Annotated in this window: 13 protein-coding genes; 7 read left to right on the forward strand and 6 right to left on the reverse strand. The window is 52.9% G+C overall.

From position 1 onward, the window contains the following. Positions 1 to 136 precede the first annotated feature (136 nt). A complete protein-coding gene (locus HRU77_05240) occupies positions 137 to 1,801 on the forward strand; it encodes an ATP-binding cassette domain-containing protein (GenBank protein ID QOJ20150.1) in 1,665 nt (554 codons plus the stop codon). A 32-nt stretch (positions 1,802 to 1,833) separates the two neighbouring features. Here HRU77_05240 and HRU77_05245 read toward each other — a convergent pair whose 3' ends face one another. The 3 genes from HRU77_05245 to HRU77_05255 form a co-directional block, all read right to left on the reverse strand. Further along, complete coding sequence (locus tag HRU77_05245) at positions 1,834 to 3,735, reverse strand: polysaccharide biosynthesis protein (GenBank protein ID QOJ20151.1); 1,902 nt, start codon at positions 3,733 to 3,735, stop codon at positions 1,834 to 1,836. Position 3,736: 1 nt separating this feature from the next. Beyond that, positions 3,737 to 4,729 carry a glycosyltransferase family 4 protein gene (locus HRU77_05250; GenBank protein QOJ20152.1) on the reverse strand — a complete coding sequence of 331 codons (993 nt, stop codon included), beginning with the start codon at positions 4,727 to 4,729 and terminating at the stop codon, positions 3,737 to 3,739. Positions 4,730 to 4,834: 105 nt separating this feature from the next. Further along, entirely contained in the window at positions 4,835 to 6,052 is a 1,218-nt protein-coding gene (locus tag HRU77_05255; GenBank protein ID QOJ20153.1) for an alanine--glyoxylate aminotransferase family protein, read from the reverse strand. Positions 6,053 to 7,143: 1,091 nt separating this feature from the next. On the opposite strand from HRU77_05255, the gene HRU77_05260 reads away from it, so the two are divergent. From HRU77_05260 to HRU77_05285, 6 genes are all read left to right on the forward strand, one after another. Next, the gene (locus tag HRU77_05260) at positions 7,144 to 7,503 is read left to right on the forward strand and encodes a PEP-CTERM sorting domain-containing protein (protein QOJ22069.1); all 360 of its coding nucleotides are present in this window, start codon (positions 7,144 to 7,146) and stop codon (positions 7,501 to 7,503) included. 437 nt (positions 7,504 to 7,940) lie between these two features. Further along, the gene (locus HRU77_05265) at positions 7,941 to 9,377 is read left to right on the forward strand and encodes an amino acid permease (GenBank protein ID QOJ20154.1); all 1,437 of its coding nucleotides are present in this window, start codon (positions 7,941 to 7,943) and stop codon (positions 9,375 to 9,377) included. 24 nt (positions 9,378 to 9,401) lie between these two features. Beyond that, the gene (locus HRU77_05270) at positions 9,402 to 10,127 is read left to right on the forward strand and encodes an urea carboxylase-associated family protein (protein ID QOJ20155.1); all 726 of its coding nucleotides are present in this window, start codon (positions 9,402 to 9,404) and stop codon (positions 10,125 to 10,127) included. After that, positions 10,124 to 10,783, forward strand: a complete 660-nt coding sequence (locus HRU77_05275; GenBank protein ID QOJ20156.1) for an urea carboxylase-associated family protein — start codon at positions 10,124 to 10,126, stop codon at positions 10,781 to 10,783. The genes HRU77_05270 and HRU77_05275 overlap by 4 nt, the downstream gene beginning before the upstream one ends. A gap of 168 nt (positions 10,784 to 10,951) precedes the next feature. After that, positions 10,952 to 14,554 (forward strand): urea carboxylase, encoded by a 3,603-nt coding sequence (gene uca, locus HRU77_05280; GenBank protein QOJ20157.1) that lies wholly within the window; start codon positions 10,952 to 10,954, stop codon positions 14,552 to 14,554. A 176-nt stretch (positions 14,555 to 14,730) separates the two neighbouring features. After that, positions 14,731 to 15,393, forward strand: coding sequence for a thiopurine S-methyltransferase (locus tag HRU77_05285; protein ID QOJ20158.1), 663 nt, complete (start codon positions 14,731 to 14,733; stop codon positions 15,391 to 15,393). Between the two features lie 40 nt (positions 15,394 to 15,433). Here HRU77_05285 and HRU77_05290 read toward each other — a convergent pair whose 3' ends face one another. The 3 genes from HRU77_05290 to rodA form a co-directional block, all read right to left on the reverse strand. Then, complete coding sequence (locus HRU77_05290) at positions 15,434 to 18,760, reverse strand: PAS domain S-box protein (GenBank protein QOJ20159.1); 3,327 nt, start codon at positions 18,758 to 18,760, stop codon at positions 15,434 to 15,436. 485 nt (positions 18,761 to 19,245) lie between these two features. Then, on the reverse strand, positions 19,246 to 20,217 hold the full coding sequence (locus HRU77_05295) for a septal ring lytic transglycosylase RlpA family protein (protein QOJ20160.1): 972 nt from the start codon (positions 20,215 to 20,217) through the stop codon (positions 19,246 to 19,248). Continuing rightward, positions 20,214 to 21,314 (reverse strand): rod shape-determining protein RodA, encoded by a 1,101-nt coding sequence (gene rodA / locus HRU77_05300; GenBank protein QOJ20161.1) that lies wholly within the window; start codon positions 21,312 to 21,314, stop codon positions 20,214 to 20,216. The genes HRU77_05295 and rodA overlap by 4 nt, the downstream gene beginning before the upstream one ends. Positions 21,315 to 21,323: the final 9 nt, after the last annotated feature.

A 21,323-nucleotide genomic window follows, 5' to 3' on the forward strand; every position in this document is an offset into this window, starting at 1 on the left:
ACGAATGGCGATTGTACACTATCCGCCGCGCGTTCCCGCCAATTGCACGATGATGGGATGATGACCGCCGCAACCCGCCGCTGACCGGATCACGCCTCAAGTGATTCCGCAACCGGTTCATGTAGAATGATGCACCATGATCAATTTGCAACACTATCATCGCTTAATCGGAAAACTGGCGCTTGGCTGGACATTACGTTTGCAAGCGTTTTGCGCCATGCTGGTCATGGCAGCTTCACTGGCGCTGCTGCCCATACTCGTCAAAGACATGCTGGACAGTGCATTTATCCTGCAAGATCCGTCACTGATACAGACAACATCACTGCTGCTGATCGGCCTCTTTGTCGTGCGCGGAATCGCGAGCTATATCAGCCTCCGCGCCACCGGCAAAGCCAGCAGTCAGCTGGGCATCGATTTGCGCATGGATTTCTTCAATAAACTGCTGACGCTGCCCGTCAATGATTACGCACGCTACACACCGCATCAGACCGGCGCGCTGATAACCCATATCAATGCGATCGCGCAGAGCGCAACCGGCAGGTTCGCGCTGTTGACGCAAGATACCCTGGCTATCATCGCACTCATGACGTGCACGCTGTATCTCAATCAAGAATTTGCCATTCTGCTGTTGCTGATTACGCCGCTGATCGCCCTCATTCATCGAGCTACACCCGGCCGCTTCAATAACCCCGGCGCCAAGAACTTGCAGGCGGCCGGTGATTTGATCGAACATTTGTCGCAATCCGTGGCTCATTTCAGAAAAATCCGGCTGGACGGCGGGCAGCGCCATGAAAGCCAGCGCCTGGGTAAAATTTCCGAAAGAATTGCGCAAGCAGACGCGCAACAAGCGCACACCAAGGCTGTGATGGCTCCCTTCGATCAAGTGATTACCGCATTGATCGTAATCGCCGTAGCCTATACCATGGCGTTGCACGCGATTAACGGCACGCTCAGCCTGCCGGAAACCGCTGCATTGATCACCATCGCACTGCTGCTGGTCCGGCCGGTGCGGCGCATCACCAATCTACCCAAGCAACTTGAGCACGATCAGCCAGCGCTGGAAGCCATCTTTGCCTTCCTCGATCAACCATCCGAACTGGATAGCGGCACTCTCAGCATCGCGCATAGCAACGGCAAGCTGGCATTTGAACACGTACGCTACGACAATGACGCGCAAACCGGAGCTGTCCTCCATCACCTGCATTTCACCCTGCGGCGGGGCGAAATCGTCGTTTTTACCGGTTATACCGCGGAAGAAAAAAACCTGCTAATTGATCTGATTCTGCGCTTGCGGCAGCCCACTGGCGGCAGAATTCTGTTCGACGATCACCCGCTGCAGGATATCCGCTTAAGTCACTTGCACGCCAATATCGCGTTGGTGCCTTCGGATTGCTTTTTGCTGGACGATAAAATTGCCGGCAATATTGCCTATGGCACGCTGCGCTGCAGCAACGAAGCCAAAATCACCTCGGCCGCGCAAATATCGCATGCAATCGAATTTATCCGGCACATGCCGGAAGGCTTGCAAACAACCATCGGTCCGGATGGCACGGCGATCACGCCGAAACAATTGCAGCAGATCGCCGTTGCACGCGCATGGGTAAAAAATTCACCGCTGTTGATTTTGGATGAACCATTCTGCCAGCAAGAACCGGTTAGCGGAAAACTGCTCGCCACATTCGAAGCATTGATGCAGAACCGTACCACGCTGATTTTCAATCCATCGATTCCGCAGTTGCAAAGAATTGATCGAATCTTCGTGCTGGAAAACGGTTGTATTACGGAAACAGAGTTAGCCTAGCTGTATAAAACAAGCTGCCGCTGTTGTGTGTGCTATTCAGTAGTTTTTAGCATTTCTTTACTATGATATTCCGGCACCCAATTCACCAGCTCATCCCGCACTTCCTGGTCGCTTAATACCGAAATTTTGTCCAGCCACGCCGTCAAGTCCGACAGCCACTGCTCGTCGACTTGGCGGGCTTGCGCGATGCGCAATTTTTGATGCGGCGTTGGCAGTGTGTTTTCAGTGGCGGACAGTAACTCTTCGTGCAGTTTTTCCCCCGGGCGCAATCCGCTGAACACAATCCGGATATCGTCTTCCGCCAATCCGGACAAATGAATCAAGTCATTGGCCAGGTCGACGATCCTAACCGGATCGCCCATATCCAGCACAAAAATCTCCCCGCCGCCATTGGTGCCACCCATCAATGCCGCTTGCAGAACTAGCTGCGCCGCTTCGGGGATGGACATGAAATAGCGCGTCATGTCCGGATGGGTAATGGTGATCGGGCCGCCTTTGGCAATCTGCTCGCGAAACTTCGGAATGACGCTGCCGGTGCTGCCCAGCACGTTGCCGAAGCGCACCATTACAAAACAAGTCGAGTGCGTTTGGTCGGTTTGACCCCCTCGGGTATTGTTAGTCGCAGTGCTTTGCTGCAGCGCTTGGCACACCATTTCCGCCAGGCGCTTGCTGGCGCCCATAACGCTGACTGGATTGACCGCTTTGTCGGTCGAGATCAGAACAAATTTTTCCACCGCGAAATTGATCGCGACCTGCGCCAGCACATACGTGCCCAGCACGTTATTCAGCAGCGCCTGACAGGCATTTTCTTCCTCCATCAGCGGCACATGCTTATAAGCGGCGGCGTGAAAAACCACCGCAGGGCGGAATTGCGCGAACAGTTGCATCATGCGCGCGCGATCCTTAATATCACCGATCACAAACGACATGTTCATGGCGGGAAAGCGTGGTAAAAATTCTTCCTGAATGCTGTAAAGCGAAAACTCGCTCAGTTCAAGAAAAACGATGCGATCCGGTTCAAATGCGGCCAGTTGGCGGCACAGTTCGGAGCCGATCGAACCGCCCGCCCCCGTCACCAGAATTACTTTCCCCGTCAACAACCCGTGCAAGCCGTCATCGTCCAGAACCACAGGCGCCCTGCCGAGCAAATCGTCCAGCTGGATTTCTCGGATATTGGTCACGGTTGCCTTGCCGCTGATCAAATCCGCGTATGACGGCACCGTCATGGCTTTCACGCCGATTTCCGAGCACATTTCCAAAGCCTTGCGGTGAATCTGACGGGAAACTGACGGTGTAGCGATAATCACATGCTCGACATTCAGTTTATGCACCCAGTGCGGCAACTCGTCGATCCTGCCCAGCACCCGGACCCCTTGCAAGCGTGTACCCAATTTGCGCGGATCATCATCCAGCATGCCGACCACATGCCACTCGCGGCTTCCCGTCAAAGCCTTGACCAGATTCACCGCGGTACTGCCCGCGCCGATGATCAAAACCAATTTGGCTTCATTGCTTTCCAGTCCGTACAAGCGGCGCTCTTTCCAGGCACGGTAAATCAAGCGGCTCCCGCCCATGATGAGCATCAGCAGCAGCGGTACCAGCACGATGACCGCACCCGGAATCTTAACCAACATGCCAAACGGCCAGAGAATCAACAGTACAGTAGCGGTGCCGCACAGCACTGCAACGAAAATCCGCTTTAAGTCCGGCAGGCTGGCATAACGCCACAACCCCCGGTAAAGCCCGAGCCATAAAAACAGACCACCTTGAACCAGTACCGTCCAAGGCAAAATTTCGAGCAACAATTGCACCGATGCTGTGGGAATTTCAAAATTGAAACGGAACAAATAGGCCAGCCACCAAGCAACAGCGATCGCGACAAAATCATGTGTAAAAGCGATAAACGTGCGTATTCCGTATTTTTTGAGAAACATCCTATCCCCGGTTGGATTGATTTTTTTGATTCCGGTCGGCAATAAACATGAATATTAAATAAAAGCTACCCCAGACCGTCGCGGTCCAGCCTTGCACCCGCAAACCTTGCGTGCCCGCCCATACTGCGCAGCCGCCGGCGGTCAGCATCAGCGCATACCCCAATAATGCCGTATTGCGATGCCCCAGACCGCTTTGCACCAGGCGCTGATAATAATGTTCGCGATGCGCCTGCCAGATTTTCTCGCCGCGCAACAAGCGCTTGATCAGCGTCACCGTTGCATCGGCTATAAACGGCGAAAATATCAGCAACGGCACCCATAGTGACCATAGCTGGTTAAGCCACCCCAGCATCCCTAGCGCGGCAGCGAGAAATCCGAGCGGAATGGCGCCCGCGTCCCCCATGAAGATACGCGCAGGATGAAAGTTGTGCAACAAAAAAGCCAATGCCGCAGCGGCTATCGAAAAATTGATCACGGCAAAATCAAGATCCCCGGCTAAGTACGCAAACAAACCGTAGTATCCGAACCCGATTACCGCCATTCCGCCTGCCAGCCCATCCGAGCCATCCATGAAATTATAGAGATTGCACATCCAGATCACCGCCGTCACAGCGCCCAGTGCAATTAACCAACCATAAGCAGTCAGCAAAAAAACCACGGAAAATGCGACTGCAACGAGAGTGTGTATCAATAACCGGCACCACACCGGCACATACCGGATATCGTCCAGCAATGATATTACCATCAGCACAACGGTACCGGCCCAGATAATTGGCGGGATCGCGGCTGAAAAACACAACCACGCGACGATCACGCTCAACAAAAGTCCCAATCCGCCGGTACGCGGAACCGGAACGGCATGAAGCGAGCGTGCGTTGGGGTGATCCAGCCCCCAACCCGCTTTTCTTTTAATCAACCACAGGACGGAGAAGAAGGATAAAACGAACGATAACAGCGGCGCTGCGGCAATTGCTACGGGAAAATCCAACACCATGATGACCGGATTGTCCAGGATGAATCAATGAAAAGATAAAACCACTTTCTTATCACGCTGGACAAGAAAGTGGCATTAAAAACAATAAGCTACGTTGCAATGTCCTTAGAACATCGGCTTTGCTGCATAACTCTGATGAGCTGCAGCTGCGGCGGCACCGCGCTGCACTTTCATGCCCATGTCGGACAAAATGGTTTCCAATGCATTCAAGCAGAAAATCACATTCTCAACGCGGCAGGATGTGCCCATCAAGCCGAAACGCCATACTTTTCCGGCGAAATCGCCCAATCCCGCGCCAATTTCGAGGTTGTAGTCGTCCAGTAAACGGCGACGTACTTCTTTTTCATCGACACCAGCCGGTACATAAACCGAATTCAGCTGTGGCAAACGATATTCTTCTTTCACCACATAATTCATGCCCAAGGTCGCGAAACCAGCTTTCAGCGCTTCGTAGTTATAGCGATGGCGCGCCCAGGAATGCTCCAGCCCTTCTTCGTACAGCATCAACAGCGACTCATGCAAGCCATACAATGCGTTGGTCGGCGCGGTATGATGATAAGTCCGGGTGGACGATCCCCAGTAATTCAATAACAGGCTGATATCCATAAACCAGCTGTGCACCTTGGTTTTACGATTTTTAACCAGCTCGGTCACGCGATCGGAGAAACTCACGGGCGATAAGCCTGGCGGACAAGACAAGCATTTTTGGCTGCCGGAATAGATCGCGTCGATTCCCCACTCATCCACTCGAATTGGCGTTCCACCCAGTGAAGTCACGGTATCGACAATCGTCAGGCAGTTGTATTTACGCGCGATCTCACACAGTGTCTTAGCATCGGACTGCGCGCCGGTGGAAGTTTCGGCATGAACAAACGCGACAATCTTGGCATCCGGGTTCTTTTTCAGCGCATCTTCCACTTTTTGCGGATCGACCGGTTCACCCCATTTGTCGTCAACCACCACCGCCACACCGCCATGACGTTCCACGTTCTCGATCATACGGCCGCCAAACACGCCATTGCGGCATACGATCACTTTATCGCCAGGTTCGATCATATTGACGAAACACATTTCCATACCCACCGAACCCGGACCGGAAACCGGGAAAGTCATACGATTCTTGGTTTGGAACGCGTAACGCATCAACCCCTTGATCTCTTCCATCATTTCGGTAAAAACAGGATCCAGGTGCCCCAAGGTCGGACGCGCCATGGCGTTCAGCACACGCGGATGCGTATCGGACGGCCCAGGTCCCATCAAAACACGTTGCGGCGGATAAAAAACAGTAGCTTTCTTTTCGGGGCGAAAATCTTCGGTATTCATGAACAATCCTAAATTAATAATAGAGTCTGATTTATTTTTGAAAAAGGGTGATTCTAACAAGTGAACGCAGAGTTTACTATAAACAACGATGTGCTCAATAAATTATCCTTATGGATAGGCAAAGAGATTTTCATAGCATCTTAAGACATTGGAATATTGAGTTGCAGCAGACTAATCTGTCTGGCATGTATCATTGCGCGGGAGCAGTCTCAATCCATATTCAGGCAACGAAAACCCGCACATATAGCCGCACCGGGGAATATTCGCCTAGGGGTACCACTTCATCAAAATATCGCCATCTCGGCATTATGATAAGATTTACCGGCACTTTTGAACCATGAGGAGCGATTCATCGCATTGCGCTAATGGTAAAGAAACTGCATAACAAACTATAAAAAGGTAAAGCAATAAGAAATTTATCGCTAATTCCAAAATTAACAATAAAGGAAATACTGATGAGAAAAGTTATCAAACAATGGCTCGCGGTTTCCGCGATAGCATCAATCGGACTCGGTGCATCGAGTGCATCCATAGCTGCAGTGGCGGTATCGTGGACGGGGCCTTCTCCTCTTGCGATATATACTGTAGGCGAAGTGGTCAATCCGTTTGGCAATGCCAATGCCAGCGGTATCATCGGCGGCACAGGCCTCGATCTGGCTCTGGTACTCGATTCGTCGGGTAGTATGAGCACTATTAACAGCGGCAAATCCCGCAATGCCTGGTTAGAGGAAGCCTCTTCCGCACTGGTGAATGCCCTTCCAGTGACTAGCACTTCGGTGGCTGTTATCGATTTCGACAGTGATGCCTTGCTACTACAAGGGCTCACACCGTTATCCAGCGGCTCAGCTTCGGTACTCTCGGCAATTACGGCAATAGATGCCTCGGGTGGAACTGCTATTGACGCTGGCATCAACCGGGCAAGTACCGAGCTTACTGGTCCAAACCATACCGACGGCCGCACCCAGATGATGGTAGTAGTATCCGATGGCGAAAGCAGCCGCACTGCTGCAGTGGCCAGCGCTACCGCCGCGTTGGGCCTGGGTGTCGACGCCATCCACACCGTAGGCATTCCCGGCCATAATGTATTGACGATGCAGAGTATCGCTACCGCGGGCAACGGCATCTATACCAACGCCAGCGATCTAACCAGCTTGGTTGATCTGTTCAATGGCACTGCCGGCAATCTGGTTGGTATTGATTACGTGGATGTCACGATGAACGATGGCACATTCCTTAGCCATATTGCCATCGACGGCTTGGGTAACTTCGTGCTACCCAATGCCACGCTATTCTTCGGCGCCAACATCTTCACCGCGGTTGCATACGACACGCTAGGCAATAGTGCCACTGCCGAGCTGATACTCACTGCCGTGCCTGAGCCTAGCACTTACGCAATGCTTGGCATGGGCTTGGTTCTGATCGGATGGATAAACCGCCGCCGTATTGCCTAGCTGACGGCTGTACCATGTAAACTAAGGCCGCATCCTTTACAGGGTGCGGCCTTTTTTCTTCTTGCCTCTTGCTGACATTATCAGAGCAAAACCGCTTCGCAATTCTTTCAAAGCCGCCATCGAAGAAATTCTTCATTTTTAAATTGGAATAATAAATACCAATATGAATTTGCTTTTTCCAAAATTCAAACTTAAAATTCCACCCGTTATTAGCTTTCTAAAACGCCCATTGAACGATTAGCGGCATAGACAACTCAAAAAGCGATAACGCAATGGGAAACTAGGGTTCCGGCCAATGCAGTCAACGGCGCCAGGTCCAAGAGTTTCCGGTCTCGTGATAACGAGGCTCCACGGAGGGATAAAAGCCCGGGAGATTAAGCGTAATGTGCTCCAAGTACATTACAATCCCGGAAAACCCTTTGGTATGGAGACTGGTTATGTCAGGTTCAACAAAACAAATCTCTGCTTCGCAAAATGCTCCTGTGACAAGCGATACGCTTAGCCGCAGCATGAGCGTATGGCACAGCTTCACGTTGGGTTTTGCGGTGGTCTCACCGGTGGCCGGGCTGTATGCCATCATCGGCGTGCAAACCGTGGTCGCTGGCGGCGGCTGGTTTGCCGCGCTGGCGGTTTGTTTGGTTATGCAGTTATTGGTGGCGACTGTTTACGCGGAGCTGTCTTCACAATTCCCGATTGCCGGTGGCGCCTATAAATGGGCGCGTCAGCTCGGTGGTGCGATTGCCGGGCAATATGCCGGTGTAATCTATATTTGCTCCACCATCGCCATGGTCACGACAACCGCTTATACCGGCGGCTTCTGGCTGGCTATCTTTAGCGGACTACCGGGTGACGGCGGCGGCATGATGGTGCTTTGGGGTGCCCTATTTCTGTTGCTTTGCACACTCCTCAATCTCGCCCCGGTCAGCATTTTCAATCTGGTGATAAAACTGGGTGTTTACGCGGAAGTCGCCGGATCGTTCGGTGTGGCACTCTTGCTGTTTCTTTTCTTCCGTCAGCATCCTTTCATGGAATTGTTCCAGCACATGGGTACCGGCACGGCACCCAGTGAAATGGCTGCTTTTCTGGCGGCATTGGCGATTTCCGGCTGGGCTTTCATCGGCTTCGATGCCTGCTCCACCACTGCGGAAGAAACCCATCAACCAAAACGCATGGTTCCCCGCGCCATTTTCATGTCGCTGCTGGTGGTCGGCACGGTAGTTTTATTCAATTCAGCCGCGCTGATTCTGGCTTTTGAGCACGACACCTTGAGACACTCCAGCCATACCGCCGATCCGGTCACGCCACTGATTGCTAGCAGCATCGGCGATTGGTTCGAGAAACCCTTTCTCGCAATTGTGATGACCGCTTTTCTCGCTTGCGGCGCATCGATGGTCAAGTACACCTCGCGCATCGTCTATTCGATGGCGCGGGAAGGCAATATGCCAGCGATGCTAAGTCAGGTAACGGTCAGCAAAACACCACGCAATGCCGTTCTCTTTACCGTTCTGCTGGCGGGCTGCGGATTGATCTTCGGACTCAATGACGATGCCGTGGCCACCATCATCGCTTTCGGCACCGGCGGTTTATACGCCATGTTCACGTTCACCACCGGATTTGCCTTGTTCGCCCGTCTCACCGGCCGGTGGAATCCCGCACTGGGCGAATTAAAACTGGGCGCATGGGGACTGATCATCAATTGCCTGGCCTTTATCTGGTCGCTCTTTGAACTCATCAATATCGCCTGGCCGCGCCCCTATGCGATTTCCGCGGATGCGCCGTGGTGGCAGTTATGGGCGACACCGCTGGTACTGGGCAGTATTCTAACCATCACGACACTCTACTTACTTTGCAAAAAATGGATACAGTTCAAATAAATCCATTTTTATAAGGAACTCATCATGAATCAACAAAATAACGTCATCTGGCAACAACTGATCCCAGGCGGATGCCACTGGTCCGGCGTCGTGCGCCGCGGCACCACGCTGCGTTTGACCGATGTCAACGGGGGCGCCAATGCCGCCGTGTTATTCTTCAATCAGGAAGAAAAGCTCGAGCGCTACAACATGGCCGACACGCTGAAATCGCAGCATACTTTCCGCTTGACCAAAGGACATGCCTGCCATTCCGATATGGGGCGGCTATTCTGTTGCATTACGGCCGATACCACTGGCTGGAACGATACTGTATGCGGCCTGAGCGATGCCGATCTGATCCAGCAGAAATATGGTACCGCGCGCTATCAGGAGCACCGCAACGAAATGTTCCGCAGCGGTCTGGACGGCATGTTGATCGAGCTGGGTAAATGGGGATTGGGCATGCGCGATGTCGTCGCCAATATCAATTTCTTCAGCAAAGTCACCGCCGATCACTTGGGTGATCTGAAATATCACGTTGATCACAGCAAAGCGGGCGATTATGTCGATCTGAGTTTTGTCATGAATACCTTGGTGATATTGTCCACCGCGCCGCACCCGTTGGATCCGAAACAAACGTATCAGCCCGGCGCGGTCAATCTGGAATTATTCGATACGCCGCCGCAAGCAACCAACGAATGCCTGCATATCGCGGAGAACCGGCGCGCGCTGCAGAATGCGCAACACTTTTATAGCGAGGGTGCAAAATGAATAAATCGACTCTATTTGTAAGCCAGCTCGATCCCGATCTAGCCGTCATCGATGAAATTTGCGCAGCCGGTGAGCCATGGGTGCACCTGATCAAACGCGGACAAACCTTCCGCATCGTCGACCTGGAAGGCAACCAGGCCGTGGATACGCTGTTTTACAATGCGCACGATGCGCAAGAACGCTACAGCGCGACCGACACCATCAATCGCCAGAAAAAACTGTATTTGACCGCCGGCAGCGAACTGTATTCCAATTCCGGCAACGTCATGCTGACCATCACAGCCGACACTTGCGGGCGGCACGACACGCTCGGCGGCGCTTGCGCAGCGGAAAGCAATACCGTGCGTTATGCGTTGGAAAAATTTCCGATGCACAGCTGCCGCGACAATTTTCTGCACGCACTGGCGCATCATCCGCTGTGTCAGGAGTTGAACATGAGCAAGCGCGACTTGCCCAGCAACATCAATTTCTTCATGAACGTGCCGGTCACGGAATCGGGTGGGCTGGAATTTGCCGATGGTGTCTCGGCCCCCGGCAAGTATGTCGAAATGCGCGCGGAAATGGATGTCGTGGTATTGATCTCGAATTGTCCGCAGTTGAACAATCCGTGCAATGCCTACAATCCGACACCGATACGCTTACTGATCTGGGATTAATCCGCTAAGGAAGCGCTGATTAATTTGGCGAACGAGATGAAGCACAAGGTGCACGGAACACAGCAGCCGAGACATATCAACAAGATAGGCGAGAGAGCGAGTACCGCGCAACGAAGTGATTCGCTCGTGTAGTCAATTAATCAGCATTTCCTTAACGGAGGGAACCGTATGTTCACCAAAGTACTGATCGCCAACCGTGGCGCCATTGCTTGCCGCATCATACGCACTTTGCGCCGCCTGAATGCCGCCAGCGTGGCGGTATACACCGAGGCCGATGCGCTGTCGCGGCATGCCGCCGAGGCGGATGAAGCTTATTGTATCGGCGAGGGCATCGCAGCCGAGAGTTATCTGCGCACGGATAAAATCCTGGCCATCGCGCAAAAAACCGGTGCGCAAGCCATTCACCCCGGTTACGGATTCCTGAGCGAAAACGCGGATTTTGCCGAGCAATGCGCGGTGCACGGTATTTGCTTTATCGGCCCTACCCCGCAGCAAATGCGCGCGTTCGGCCTGAAACACACGGCACGCGCCTTGGCGCTGGAAAATCAGGTACCGCTGCTGCCCGGCACCGGCCTGCTGCAAAATTTGGACGATGCCTGTCATCAAGCCAAGCATATCGGCTATCCGGTGATGCTGAAAAGCACCGCGGGCGGCGGCGGTATCGGCATGCGTTTGTGCTGGAATGAAGGCGAACTGACCGGCGCTTATCAGTCGGTCAAGGATCTGGCGCAAAACAATTTCAAGGACGCCGGTTTGTTTCTGGAAAAGTTCGTCGACCAGGCGCGCCATATCGAAGTACAAATCTTCGGAGACGGCAAAGGCCAGGTGGTCGCATTGGGCGAACGCGATTGTTCGATGCAGCGGCGCAACCAGAAAGTCATCGAAGAAACCCCGGCATCCAATCTGACGCCGCAACTGCGCCAAGCATTATGGGATACCGCAGTACGTCTCGGCCAGGCAGTGCGTTATCAGTCCGCCGGTACAGTCGAATTCATTGTCGACGCGGTCAGTAACGAATTCTATTTTCTCGAGGTCAATACACGCTTGCAGGTGGAGCATGGCGTCACCGAGGAAGTGACCGGCATCGATCTGGTCGAATGGATGGTGCGGCAAGCCGCGGGCGATTTGCCGCCGCTCGATTCGTTCACCATCCAACCCAGTGGCGCATCGATCCAGGCGCGCGTTTATGCCGAGAATCCGGCTAAAGACTTCCAGCCATCCAGCGGCACGCTGACCGCGGCGGAATTTTCCGCCGCCGCACGCGTTGAAACCTGGATCGAGCGTGGCATCGAAGTTTCCGCGTTCTACGATCCGATGCTGGCGAAAATCATCGTGCATGCGCCGGACCGGGAAAAAGCCATCGCCCGGTTGCAGGCCGCATTGCAAAACAGTTCGCTGCAGGGAATCGAAACCAATCTGGATTACTTGCAGCAAATTCTGCACAGCACCGCTTTTCAAAACGGCCGGTACACCACCGGTTTTCTCAACGGCTTTCACTATCGCGCGCACAGCATCGATGTGTTAAGCCCCGGTGTACAAACTACCATACAGGATTATCCCGGACGGCTCGGTTACTGGCAGGTTGGCGTGCCGCCGTCCGGCCCGATGGATGCGCTCGCATTCCGGCTTGCCAACCGGCTGGTCAACAATAGCGCGGACAAAGCCGCACTGGAAATGACACTGACCGGCCCGACGCTGCGTTTCAACAGCGATTGCCTGATCGCCATCACCGGTGCACCGCTCAATGCTTATCTGGACAACGAACCGCTGGCGCTGTGGCAAACGCACGAAATCAAGGCCGGTGCCATACTGCAACTGGGCAAAATCAAGGATCACGGCTGCCGTGCTTATCTCGCCGTGCAAGGCGGATTACAAGCGGCGGATTATCTCGGCAGCCAAGCGACTTTCACGCTCGGGCAATTCGGCGGCCACGCCGGGCGCGCGCTGCGGACGGGCGATGTGCTGCATATCGCTGCTCAATATGAGCCGGTTCAAGCCGCCCTGGCGCCCGAATTCATTCCACGCTACCCGCAGCAATGGGAAATCGGTGTGCTGTACGGCCCGCATGCCGCGCCGGATTTTTTCACCGCTGCCGATATCGAGATGTTTTTCACTACCGATTGGAAAGTGCATCACAATTCCAGCCGCACCGGCGTACGCCTGCTCGGCCCAAAACCGCAATGGGCACGCAGCGACGGCGGCGAGGCCGGTCTGCATCCATCGAATATTCACGACAATGCCTACGCCATCGGCACGGTCGACTTCACCGGCGACATGCCGATCATCCTTGGCCCGGACGGCCCGAGCTTGGGCGGTTTCGTTTGTCCGGTCACCATCGCGTATGCGGAATTATGGAAAACCGGGCAACTCAAGCCGGGCGATCAAATCCGCTTCCGCTTGCTGACGCTGGAACAAGCGCAAGCGCTGGAAAAGCAGCAGGATGAATTTATCCGCTCGCTGCACACGCCGCCGGAACAACGTTTTGCACACGACATCACCGCATTGCCGAGCCCGATCTTGCACCAAATTGCAGCAAGCCCGCAGCAGCCGCAAGTCACTTACCGGCAATCCGGCGACCGTTACGTGCTGGTGGAATACGGCCCGATGGCGCTCGATCTCGATTTGCGTTTGCGCGCGCACGCTCTGATGGAATCGATGCAGCAAACCAACCTGCCCGGCATTATCGATCTCACGCCGGGGATCCGCTCGCTGCAAATTCATTTCGATTCGCATCTACTGCCGCGTGACACTTTGCTGCCATTCTTGATCGCCGCGGAACAATCGCTGCCGGATAGCGCCAGCATGACGGTGCCGTCGCGCATCGTGCATCTGCCGCTCTCCTGGGACGATGCGGCGACGCGTCTGGCGATCGAGAAATATATGCAATCGGTGCGCAGCGATGCGCCGTGGTGCCCGAGCAATATCGAATTCATCCGCCGCATCAATGGACTGGACAGCATCGAGGAAGTTTACCGCATCGTATTCGACGCCGATTACCTGGTGCTGGGTCTGGGCGATGTGTATTTGGGCGCGCCGGTCGCGGTGCCGGTCGATCCGCGCCATCGGCTGGTCACCACCAAATACAACCCGGCGCGCACATGGACGCCGGAAAATGCCGTAGGAATCGGTGGCGCGTACTTATGTATTTATGGCATGGAAGGTCCGGGCGGTTATCAATTCGTCGGCCGCACGCTGCCGGTGTGGAACCGCTACCGCCAAACCGCCGATTTCAAGGACGGCAAACCGTGGCTGTTGCGTTTCTTCGACCGGATCCGTTTCTATCCGGTCAGCGAAAGCGAACTGCTGACACTGCGCAAGGATTTTATCAGCGGACGGTTTCAATTACGCATCGAGGAAAGCACGTTCAGTTTGCCGCAATACCATCAATTTCTAAAGCAAAATGAAACCGCGATCAATGACTTCAAAACCCGGCAACAAGCGGCCTTTGAAGCCGAGCGCGAGCGCTGGAAAGTCAACGGTCAAGCTGAATACGTCAGCGAGTCCGACTTGGACGAAGCCGATGCACAAAGCGAATTGGATTTGCCCGAAGGCAGCCACGCCGTCGCTTCGCCGGTGACCGGTACGGTATGGAAAATATTGGCTGCAGAAGGACAGCAAGTCAGCGCAGGCGAGGTCTTGATCGTCACCGAAGCGATGAAAATGGAAATCGCCGTGGAAACCCCGGTAAGCGGCACGATCGCACGTATTGTATGCCGCCAGGGTGAATATATTGCCGCCGGGCAATTACTGGCGATTGTGCAAAAGAATTAGGGAGGCTCTGAAAAACTACTGCACTCAGTCATGCTGCGTTGAAATCAGTCTCAAAATGCTCATTTACACCCCGTAAATTGCGCTTTTTCGTCTGATTTCGCCTTGCCTGACCATCTTCGCTACCTTTTTCAGAGCTTCCTTAGAGTATCCGGTTTACCCGAACACCAAAAATCGATATGGAAAAAGAATACTGGCTGGAGCGCTGGAACCGAAATGAAACCGGCTTTCATCAAGCGGAAATCAATCCTTATCTGCGCGAATTCTGGCAGCGCTTGCAGCTTAGCCCGGCAAGCACCGTGCTTGTGCCGCTATGCGGTAAAAGCCGCGATATGCTGTGGTTGTGTCAACAGGGACACGCGCTGCTGGGCGTCGAATTAAGCGCGAGCGCGGCACAAGCTTTTTTCACCGAGAACGAGCTGTTACCGCAGCGCGACGCCTGTGACCGTTTCAAGTATTTTGAGGCGAGCGGCATCCGAATTCTATGCGGTGATTTCTTCGACTTAAACCGGGAAGACACCGCGGCGGTCAACGCCGTGTACGACCGCGCCGCATTGGTGGCATTGCCGCCGGATATGCGCCGGCGTTACGTGAACCATCTGCTGCAGGTTCTTCCACCGCACACGCAAATCCTGCTAATCACACTCGATTACCCGCAGCATGAAATGGCCGGCCCGCCTTTTGCGGTTTCCTTGGACGAGGTGGCTGCGCTTTACCGCAGCTGCGCGGAAATCACGCTGTTGTCGCAACACAACGTGCTCGCACAAACCCCGCGTTTTCAAGAACGTGGATTAAGCCGGCTGGAGGAATGTGCGGTTTTGCTGAAAACATTCGCACCCTGACATGCGATCGGACCAAGTGAAAGTAAAATTGACAGCAGGCTTATGCCTTGCGTCTTTGTTCTTGTTCAAACAGTAATTGCTCGAATACCGGCTGGGAAACCGGGGTCGAATAGAGAAAACCTTGCACGTAATCGCAACCGAAATGCGCCAGCAAATCTTTCTGCGCTTCGGTCTCAACCCCTTCCGCAATGGTTTTGATATCCAGTTTATGCGCCATGACGATGATCGCTTCCACCAGCGCGCGATCGGTGGCATTGGCCATCAACTGATGGACGAAGGAGTAATCGATCTTGAGAAAATCGATATCGAATTTTTTCAGATAAGAAAGCGAGGAAAACCCCGTGCCGAAATCATCGATGGAAACTTCAACGCCGTTATTGCGTAATTCCAGCAGGTTCTGCTGCACCACATCGGAATCCTGCAGCAACAGGCCTTCGGTAATTTCCACATTGATACAATCCCCGGGCAAACCAAGCCGCGCCAAACTGTCGAGCCAGAGATAGTCGTTCATATGCTTGAACTGAACCGGCGATATGTTCACGCTGATTTGCACGATATAGCCAAGCTTGCGGCGGCACTGATCGATCAAATCGATCGACCGTTTGAACACCATCTCGCCGATTTCCAGAATCAAGCCGCTTTCTTCCGCTAAAGGAATAAATACAGCTGGGCTGATCATGCCTCTTTTCGGATGCTTCCAGCGCAGCAGCGCCTCCGCTTTGACGATGCGCTCGCTGAACAGCTCCAGGATCGGTTGATAAAATACATGCAGTTCGTTCCTTGCGATGGCTTGGCGTAAATCATGCACCAGCATCATTTTTTCATGCGCTTCCTGCTGCATGGAAGGCGTGAAATAACAAAAACGGTTGCGCCCGCCCAGCTTTGCCGCATACATGGCTTGATCGGCATGCTTCATCAGGCTTTTTCTGTCGATTCCGTCGCGCGGATAAAACACAATGCCAGTGCTGGTGGAAATATAGTAATCAGCCCGGTTGTGCTTGAATTTCAGCGGCTTGTTCAATGCCTGCGTAATTTGCTGCGCCATAGTCTCAACCGATGCGACGTCTCCGCAATCCGGTAAAATAACCGCAAATTCGTCTCCGCCCAAGCGCGCAACGATATCGGCCTGACCAGCGCAAGATTTGATGCGGGACGCCACTTCCTTCAGCAATTCGTCGCCCCGGTCATGTCCCAGCGTATCGTTGATATCCTTGAAATGATCCAAATCCATCAGCAGCAATGACAGCGGCGTCTTAGCGCGCTGCGCCTTTTTGATTTCCTGATCTAAAAGCTCCTTGAACAGATTGCGGTTGGGTAAGCCGGTTAATGGATCGTAGTTGGCTTGAAACAGAATGATTTCGTCTTTTTTCTTTTTCTCGGTGATATCGGAAAACTGCGAAACATAGTAATGAACACGCCCGTCCGGATGGCGGATTACACTGATATTGAGCCACTTGGCATGAACCGTGCCATCCTTGCGCCGGTCCCACATTTCGCCTTGCCAATAACCTTGCTGCAAAAGCTTGTGCCAAATTTCCCGGTAAAAAGCTTCATCATGCCGGTCCGAGCGGAACATCACGGGATCCTTACCCGCAACATCCGCCAGCTCGTAGCCGGTCATACGGGTGAAGGCCTGATTCACTTGGATGATGCGGTTGTTCTCATCCATCACCATAATGGCTTCATTACTCGACTGATAGATTGCCGCCGCCAGCTGCATCGAGTCGCTCGCCTGTTTTTGTTTGGAAATATCCTGATAGATACCGAGCACGCCGATAATTTCCTTGTTTGTGCTCAGTAGCGGCACCTTGGAAGTTTCTATCCAGATCATCTCTCCGGCAGCATTGTTCAAAGGCTCTTCGTAATAAAGCATGGGATTTCCCGAACGGATCACTTGCTCATCGTCATGCCGGTAATGATCCGCTTGTTCTTTGGTCCAGCTTAGCTCATAGTCGACCTTGCCGATGATTTCCTGCGGCGATGCCATTCCGGCATCTTGCGCAAAAATGGGATTACAGCCGAGATAGCGTGATTCCCTGTCTTTCCAGAAAATACGCGCGGGTACCGTGTCAACGATCGTTTTCAGCAGATTACGCGACTCCGCCAATTCTGTTTCTTTCATTTTCTGACCGGTAATATCGGTGATCGTACCCACATAACCCCGCACGTCGCCATTCTGATCGCATTCCGCCTGGGCTTGTCCCAGAATCCAGGTGATTGTGCGCTGTTTTGTTTGAAAGCGGTACTCGGAAACAAACCGTTGCCGTTGCTGCACCGCCCTATTCCATTCAGTGCTGACTTTTTCCCGGTCTTCGGGATGAACAGCCGCCGTCCAGCCATGCCCCAGCGCCGCGGCAGCATCCATACCGGCAATTTCACACCAGCGTTCGTTCACATACAGACACCGGCCGGCTGCATCGGTGCGGAAAATGCCGACCGGAGCAGCTTCCGTCAGGCTGCGGAAAAGCTGCTCATTATCGCGCAATGCGATTTCCATCTGCTTTTTTCGGGTAATATCGACAAAGACACCCTGCCAGCGCGTGTTGCCATCCGCCTCGCGCTGCGGTATCGAATGACCGCGCAGCCATTTCTCACCGGACGAGGTTTGCACGGGAAATTCGTAAAACCACGGCGTCAGTTTTTCCATCGAATCCCGGATGGATTCTTCCAATCCCGGTAACGCCCGGGCGGACACCATGTGAAATAACATTTCGACATCCGCCATGCATTCAGCCGCAGTGTGTCCGATTAAATCAGCAATGCCTTCGCTCATGAATGGCAGTGAGCGGCAACCCTCGGCATCCACGCAAAACTCGTAGACCGCACCTGGCAGACTGGCGACAAGATGGCGAAAACGCCGCTCGCTCGCTTGTAGTTCGGTGGTTTGTTGCAGCACGGTATGCTCAAGATCCGCTTTCAGCGCCAGCATTTCCGTTTCCGCCGCCTTACGCTCCGTGATATTGCGAAATATGCCGCGCGTTGCAACCGGCTTGCCGTCTACGCAATACAGACTGACATTGCCTTCCACAATAATGGCTTGTCCGCTCTTTGTCACAAAGGGTATTTCGATTAATCCGGTATGTTCGCCTGCCATAATGCGTTGCATGAATTTCCGGCACTGCGCATGATGGCTCGGATGAATGACACGAAAAATATTCAACGCCGTCACTTCATCCGGCGTATAACCCAGCGCTTCACGCCAAGCACGATTCACAAAAAGAAGGCGGCCATCCGGCGCAACACTCTGAATCAGATCCATCGTGCCATCGAACAATTCGCTTAATTGTTCCTCACTCAGAACAATGGATGCTGGAATCGCCGTATCGCTGTTTGCAGGATCTTCCGGAATCTGATCACCACTATCCATACAAATGATTTACAGAAAGAAGTTTGAATCTGAGTGGATGCAAAAATACAAATATTGGCACATAAAAAATATTTTTTTCTTTAAAGCACAAAAAACCTTCTGATTATAATGGATATATATTCACTAAAAAACAGGGTATTTATCCTATTGAAACCCTGCAAGAAAACAGTTTTTTGTCATCGTCAACAAGAAAATTCATCGCAGTTAAACTAATTTGTCCTAAGTGTGAGAAAAGTCACAGCCATAATCGGGATATGAGGGTATATTCCCTCTCTGTTTTCATCTTCAAAGGTACTCAGTAGGTATTAAACTTAAAATCAGTTAGCGCAATATCGATAGAAATATCGAAGCCGGAATGTAAAAATTGTCGTGATACTTTTACTGAGGAAGATGTTTTACATTCGACCGTAGCTGCGCTGAATGATTTTATGACGAGGCCCTTTAATCCCTATTGCTTGCAATAGGGATTTTTTTTTTGCTTCCGTCTAATCGATTACTATTACAGGCGTTATCGCCAGTTGTTGGCTAATGGTATTGGCTGCAATTTTTGCAACGGTGTGATCGAGGTAGGGACCTGCGTGAATTTTATACAACCCCTTATTTTTGGTAATGCTGACGGCATCCTTAAGCGACGGCAGTTTTTTCCGTACCTGCGTGAGAAAATTATGCGCGTTATCCGGTGAACCGAATGCGCCCAATTGCAGGTAAACCATATTCATCACGGCATCACTATCCGGCGCGGGCTGCGATACGGATGGTTTAACGGCAGCCAATGTGGCCGAATCGTCCGGCACGATGCTCTCAACTTCAACACGGCCGCTGCCGCCTGCCAATATGCCTAATTTATACGCCGCGGTGTACGACAAATCGATCAAGCGGTCGGATAAAAACGGTCCGCGATCATTCAGACGCACAATCACAGACTTACCGTTATCCAGATTGGTCACTCGGGCATAGCTGGGCAGCGGCAGCGTGGGGTGAGCCGCTGTCATGGCGTACATATCGTAAACTTCACCCGAGGCGGTATTGTTGCCATGATAGCGGCGGCCATACCATGAAGCGATGCCGCGTTTTTTATAGGGTGTTAATTCCGTCATCGGTTTAAATTGCTTTCCCAACGCGACATAAGGTTGCATATTGGCTTGCCGCAATGGTTCGGCTTTGGGCACGGCATCCGGCACCAAATGCAAATCGGACGGCGGATTATCCTCCGGACCGTCGTCCAGATAATACCCCCCGCCTTTTCCGGCAGTTGAACCGAAACGCTTTCCTGCACCTGGTATTGACGCAACCCATTTGTCTTTTTGCTTGGCTGCGGCAGTGCCCGGATATTGCGGTGTAGAACTGCATGCGGTCAGCACGGCCAAAACGACTGCGGAGGCCATGCCGCTTGCCGGAAAAGTTCTCAAAGGTAAGTATTTGCGTGCTTTTTGGAGTCTGGGATAAAGGCTTGTCATGTCTTTACTAATTTAGGATGTGTCTGAATACTCATCAAAATACCAAAACCGAGCAACATTGTCACCATCGACGTGCCGCCATAACTGATCAACGGAAGCGGAACACCGACGATCGGAAGGATACCACTTACCATGCCCATGTTAACGAAAATATACGTGCAAAAAGTCAGCGTAATTGAACCGGCGATCAGCCGCGTAAACTGCGTCGAAGCGTTGGCGGTGATCACCAAACACCGTCCGATCACCAGCAAATACAGCAGCAGCAACACGGTATTGCCCATCAATCCGAATTCTTCGGAAAAAACAGCGAAAATAAAATCCGTGCTTTGTTCCGGCAAAAAATCCAATTGCGTCTGCGTACCATTCTGCCACCCTTTCCCGGTAACCCCGCCGGAACCGATCGCGATGGAAGATTGGATGGTGTGATAGCCCGCACCGAGCGGATCCTGCGAAGGATCAAGCAAGGTGATGATGCGCCTTCGCTGGTAATCGTGCATAACCGTCCACAGTACTGGCAAGCTGCCCGCCACCGCCACCGCTAATCCGGCAATGATGCGCCAAGACAACCCCGCCAGAAATAACACGTAAAAACCGCTGGCGGCAATCAGAATGGCCGTACCGAGATCAGGCTGCCGCAGAATCAGCAAAACCGGCAGCAACAGTAGCACCGTCGCGCCCAAATAATCCCTCAAACGCAGCGCGATTTCATGCTTATCGAAGTACCAAGCCATCATCAACGGTATCGCAATTTTCATCAACTCGGACGGTTGAATGCGTGTCACCCCGATATTCAACCAGCGCCTGGCGCCATTGTTGATTTCACCGAATAACGCCACGCCGATCAGCAGAACCAGTCCAAGGATATACATGGGCAAGGCCAGCCGCATCATCTGCTGCAAGGGAATATTCGCAACCAGCCACATGACCACCAGCGCAACCAGCATATTGACCATTTGATTGCTGACCCGGGCGATATTCGCCCCGGTCGCGCTGTAGAGCACGACGAGCCCTACCGCCATCAACGCCAGTATGCCGATCAGCAAGAAACTATCGATATAGCGCGTCAGAAAGTGCCAGATCTTTTTAATTTCGATCATGTTGGAAAA

It is taken from the genome of Gammaproteobacteria bacterium, from assembly GCA_015709615.1.
Lineage (GTDB): Bacteria > Pseudomonadota > Gammaproteobacteria > Burkholderiales > Nitrosomonadaceae > Nitrosomonas.

Bases quoted from the DNA above. Each gene is read 5' to 3' on its own strand.
- HRU77_05240 (QOJ20150.1), top strand. From the start codon at position 137: ATGATCAATTTGCAACACTATCATCGCTTAATCGGAAAACTGGCGCTT.
- HRU77_05245 (QOJ20151.1), bottom strand. From the start codon at position 3,735: ATGTTTCTCAAAAAATACGGAATACGCACGTTTATCGCTTTTACACAT.
- HRU77_05250 (QOJ20152.1), bottom strand. From the start codon at position 4,729: ATGGTGTTGGATTTTCCCGTAGCAATTGCCGCAGCGCCGCTGTTATCG.
- HRU77_05255 (QOJ20153.1), bottom strand. From the start codon at position 6,052: ATGAATACCGAAGATTTTCGCCCCGAAAAGAAAGCTACTGTTTTTTAT.
- HRU77_05260 (QOJ22069.1), top strand. From the start codon at position 7,144: ATGCAGAGTATCGCTACCGCGGGCAACGGCATCTATACCAACGCCAGC.
- HRU77_05265 (QOJ20154.1), top strand. From the start codon at position 7,941: ATGTCAGGTTCAACAAAACAAATCTCTGCTTCGCAAAATGCTCCTGTG.
- HRU77_05270 (QOJ20155.1), top strand. From the start codon at position 9,402: ATGAATCAACAAAATAACGTCATCTGGCAACAACTGATCCCAGGCGGA.
- HRU77_05275 (QOJ20156.1), top strand. From the start codon at position 10,124: ATGAATAAATCGACTCTATTTGTAAGCCAGCTCGATCCCGATCTAGCC.
- uca (QOJ20157.1), top strand. From the start codon at position 10,952: ATGTTCACCAAAGTACTGATCGCCAACCGTGGCGCCATTGCTTGCCGC.
- HRU77_05285 (QOJ20158.1), top strand. From the start codon at position 14,731: ATGGAAAAAGAATACTGGCTGGAGCGCTGGAACCGAAATGAAACCGGC.
- HRU77_05290 (QOJ20159.1), bottom strand. From the start codon at position 18,760: ATGGATAGTGGTGATCAGATTCCGGAAGATCCTGCAAACAGCGATACG.
- HRU77_05295 (QOJ20160.1), bottom strand. From the start codon at position 20,217: ATGACAAGCCTTTATCCCAGACTCCAAAAAGCACGCAAATACTTACCT.
- rodA (QOJ20161.1), bottom strand. From the start codon at position 21,314: ATGATCGAAATTAAAAAGATCTGGCACTTTCTGACGCGCTATATCGAT.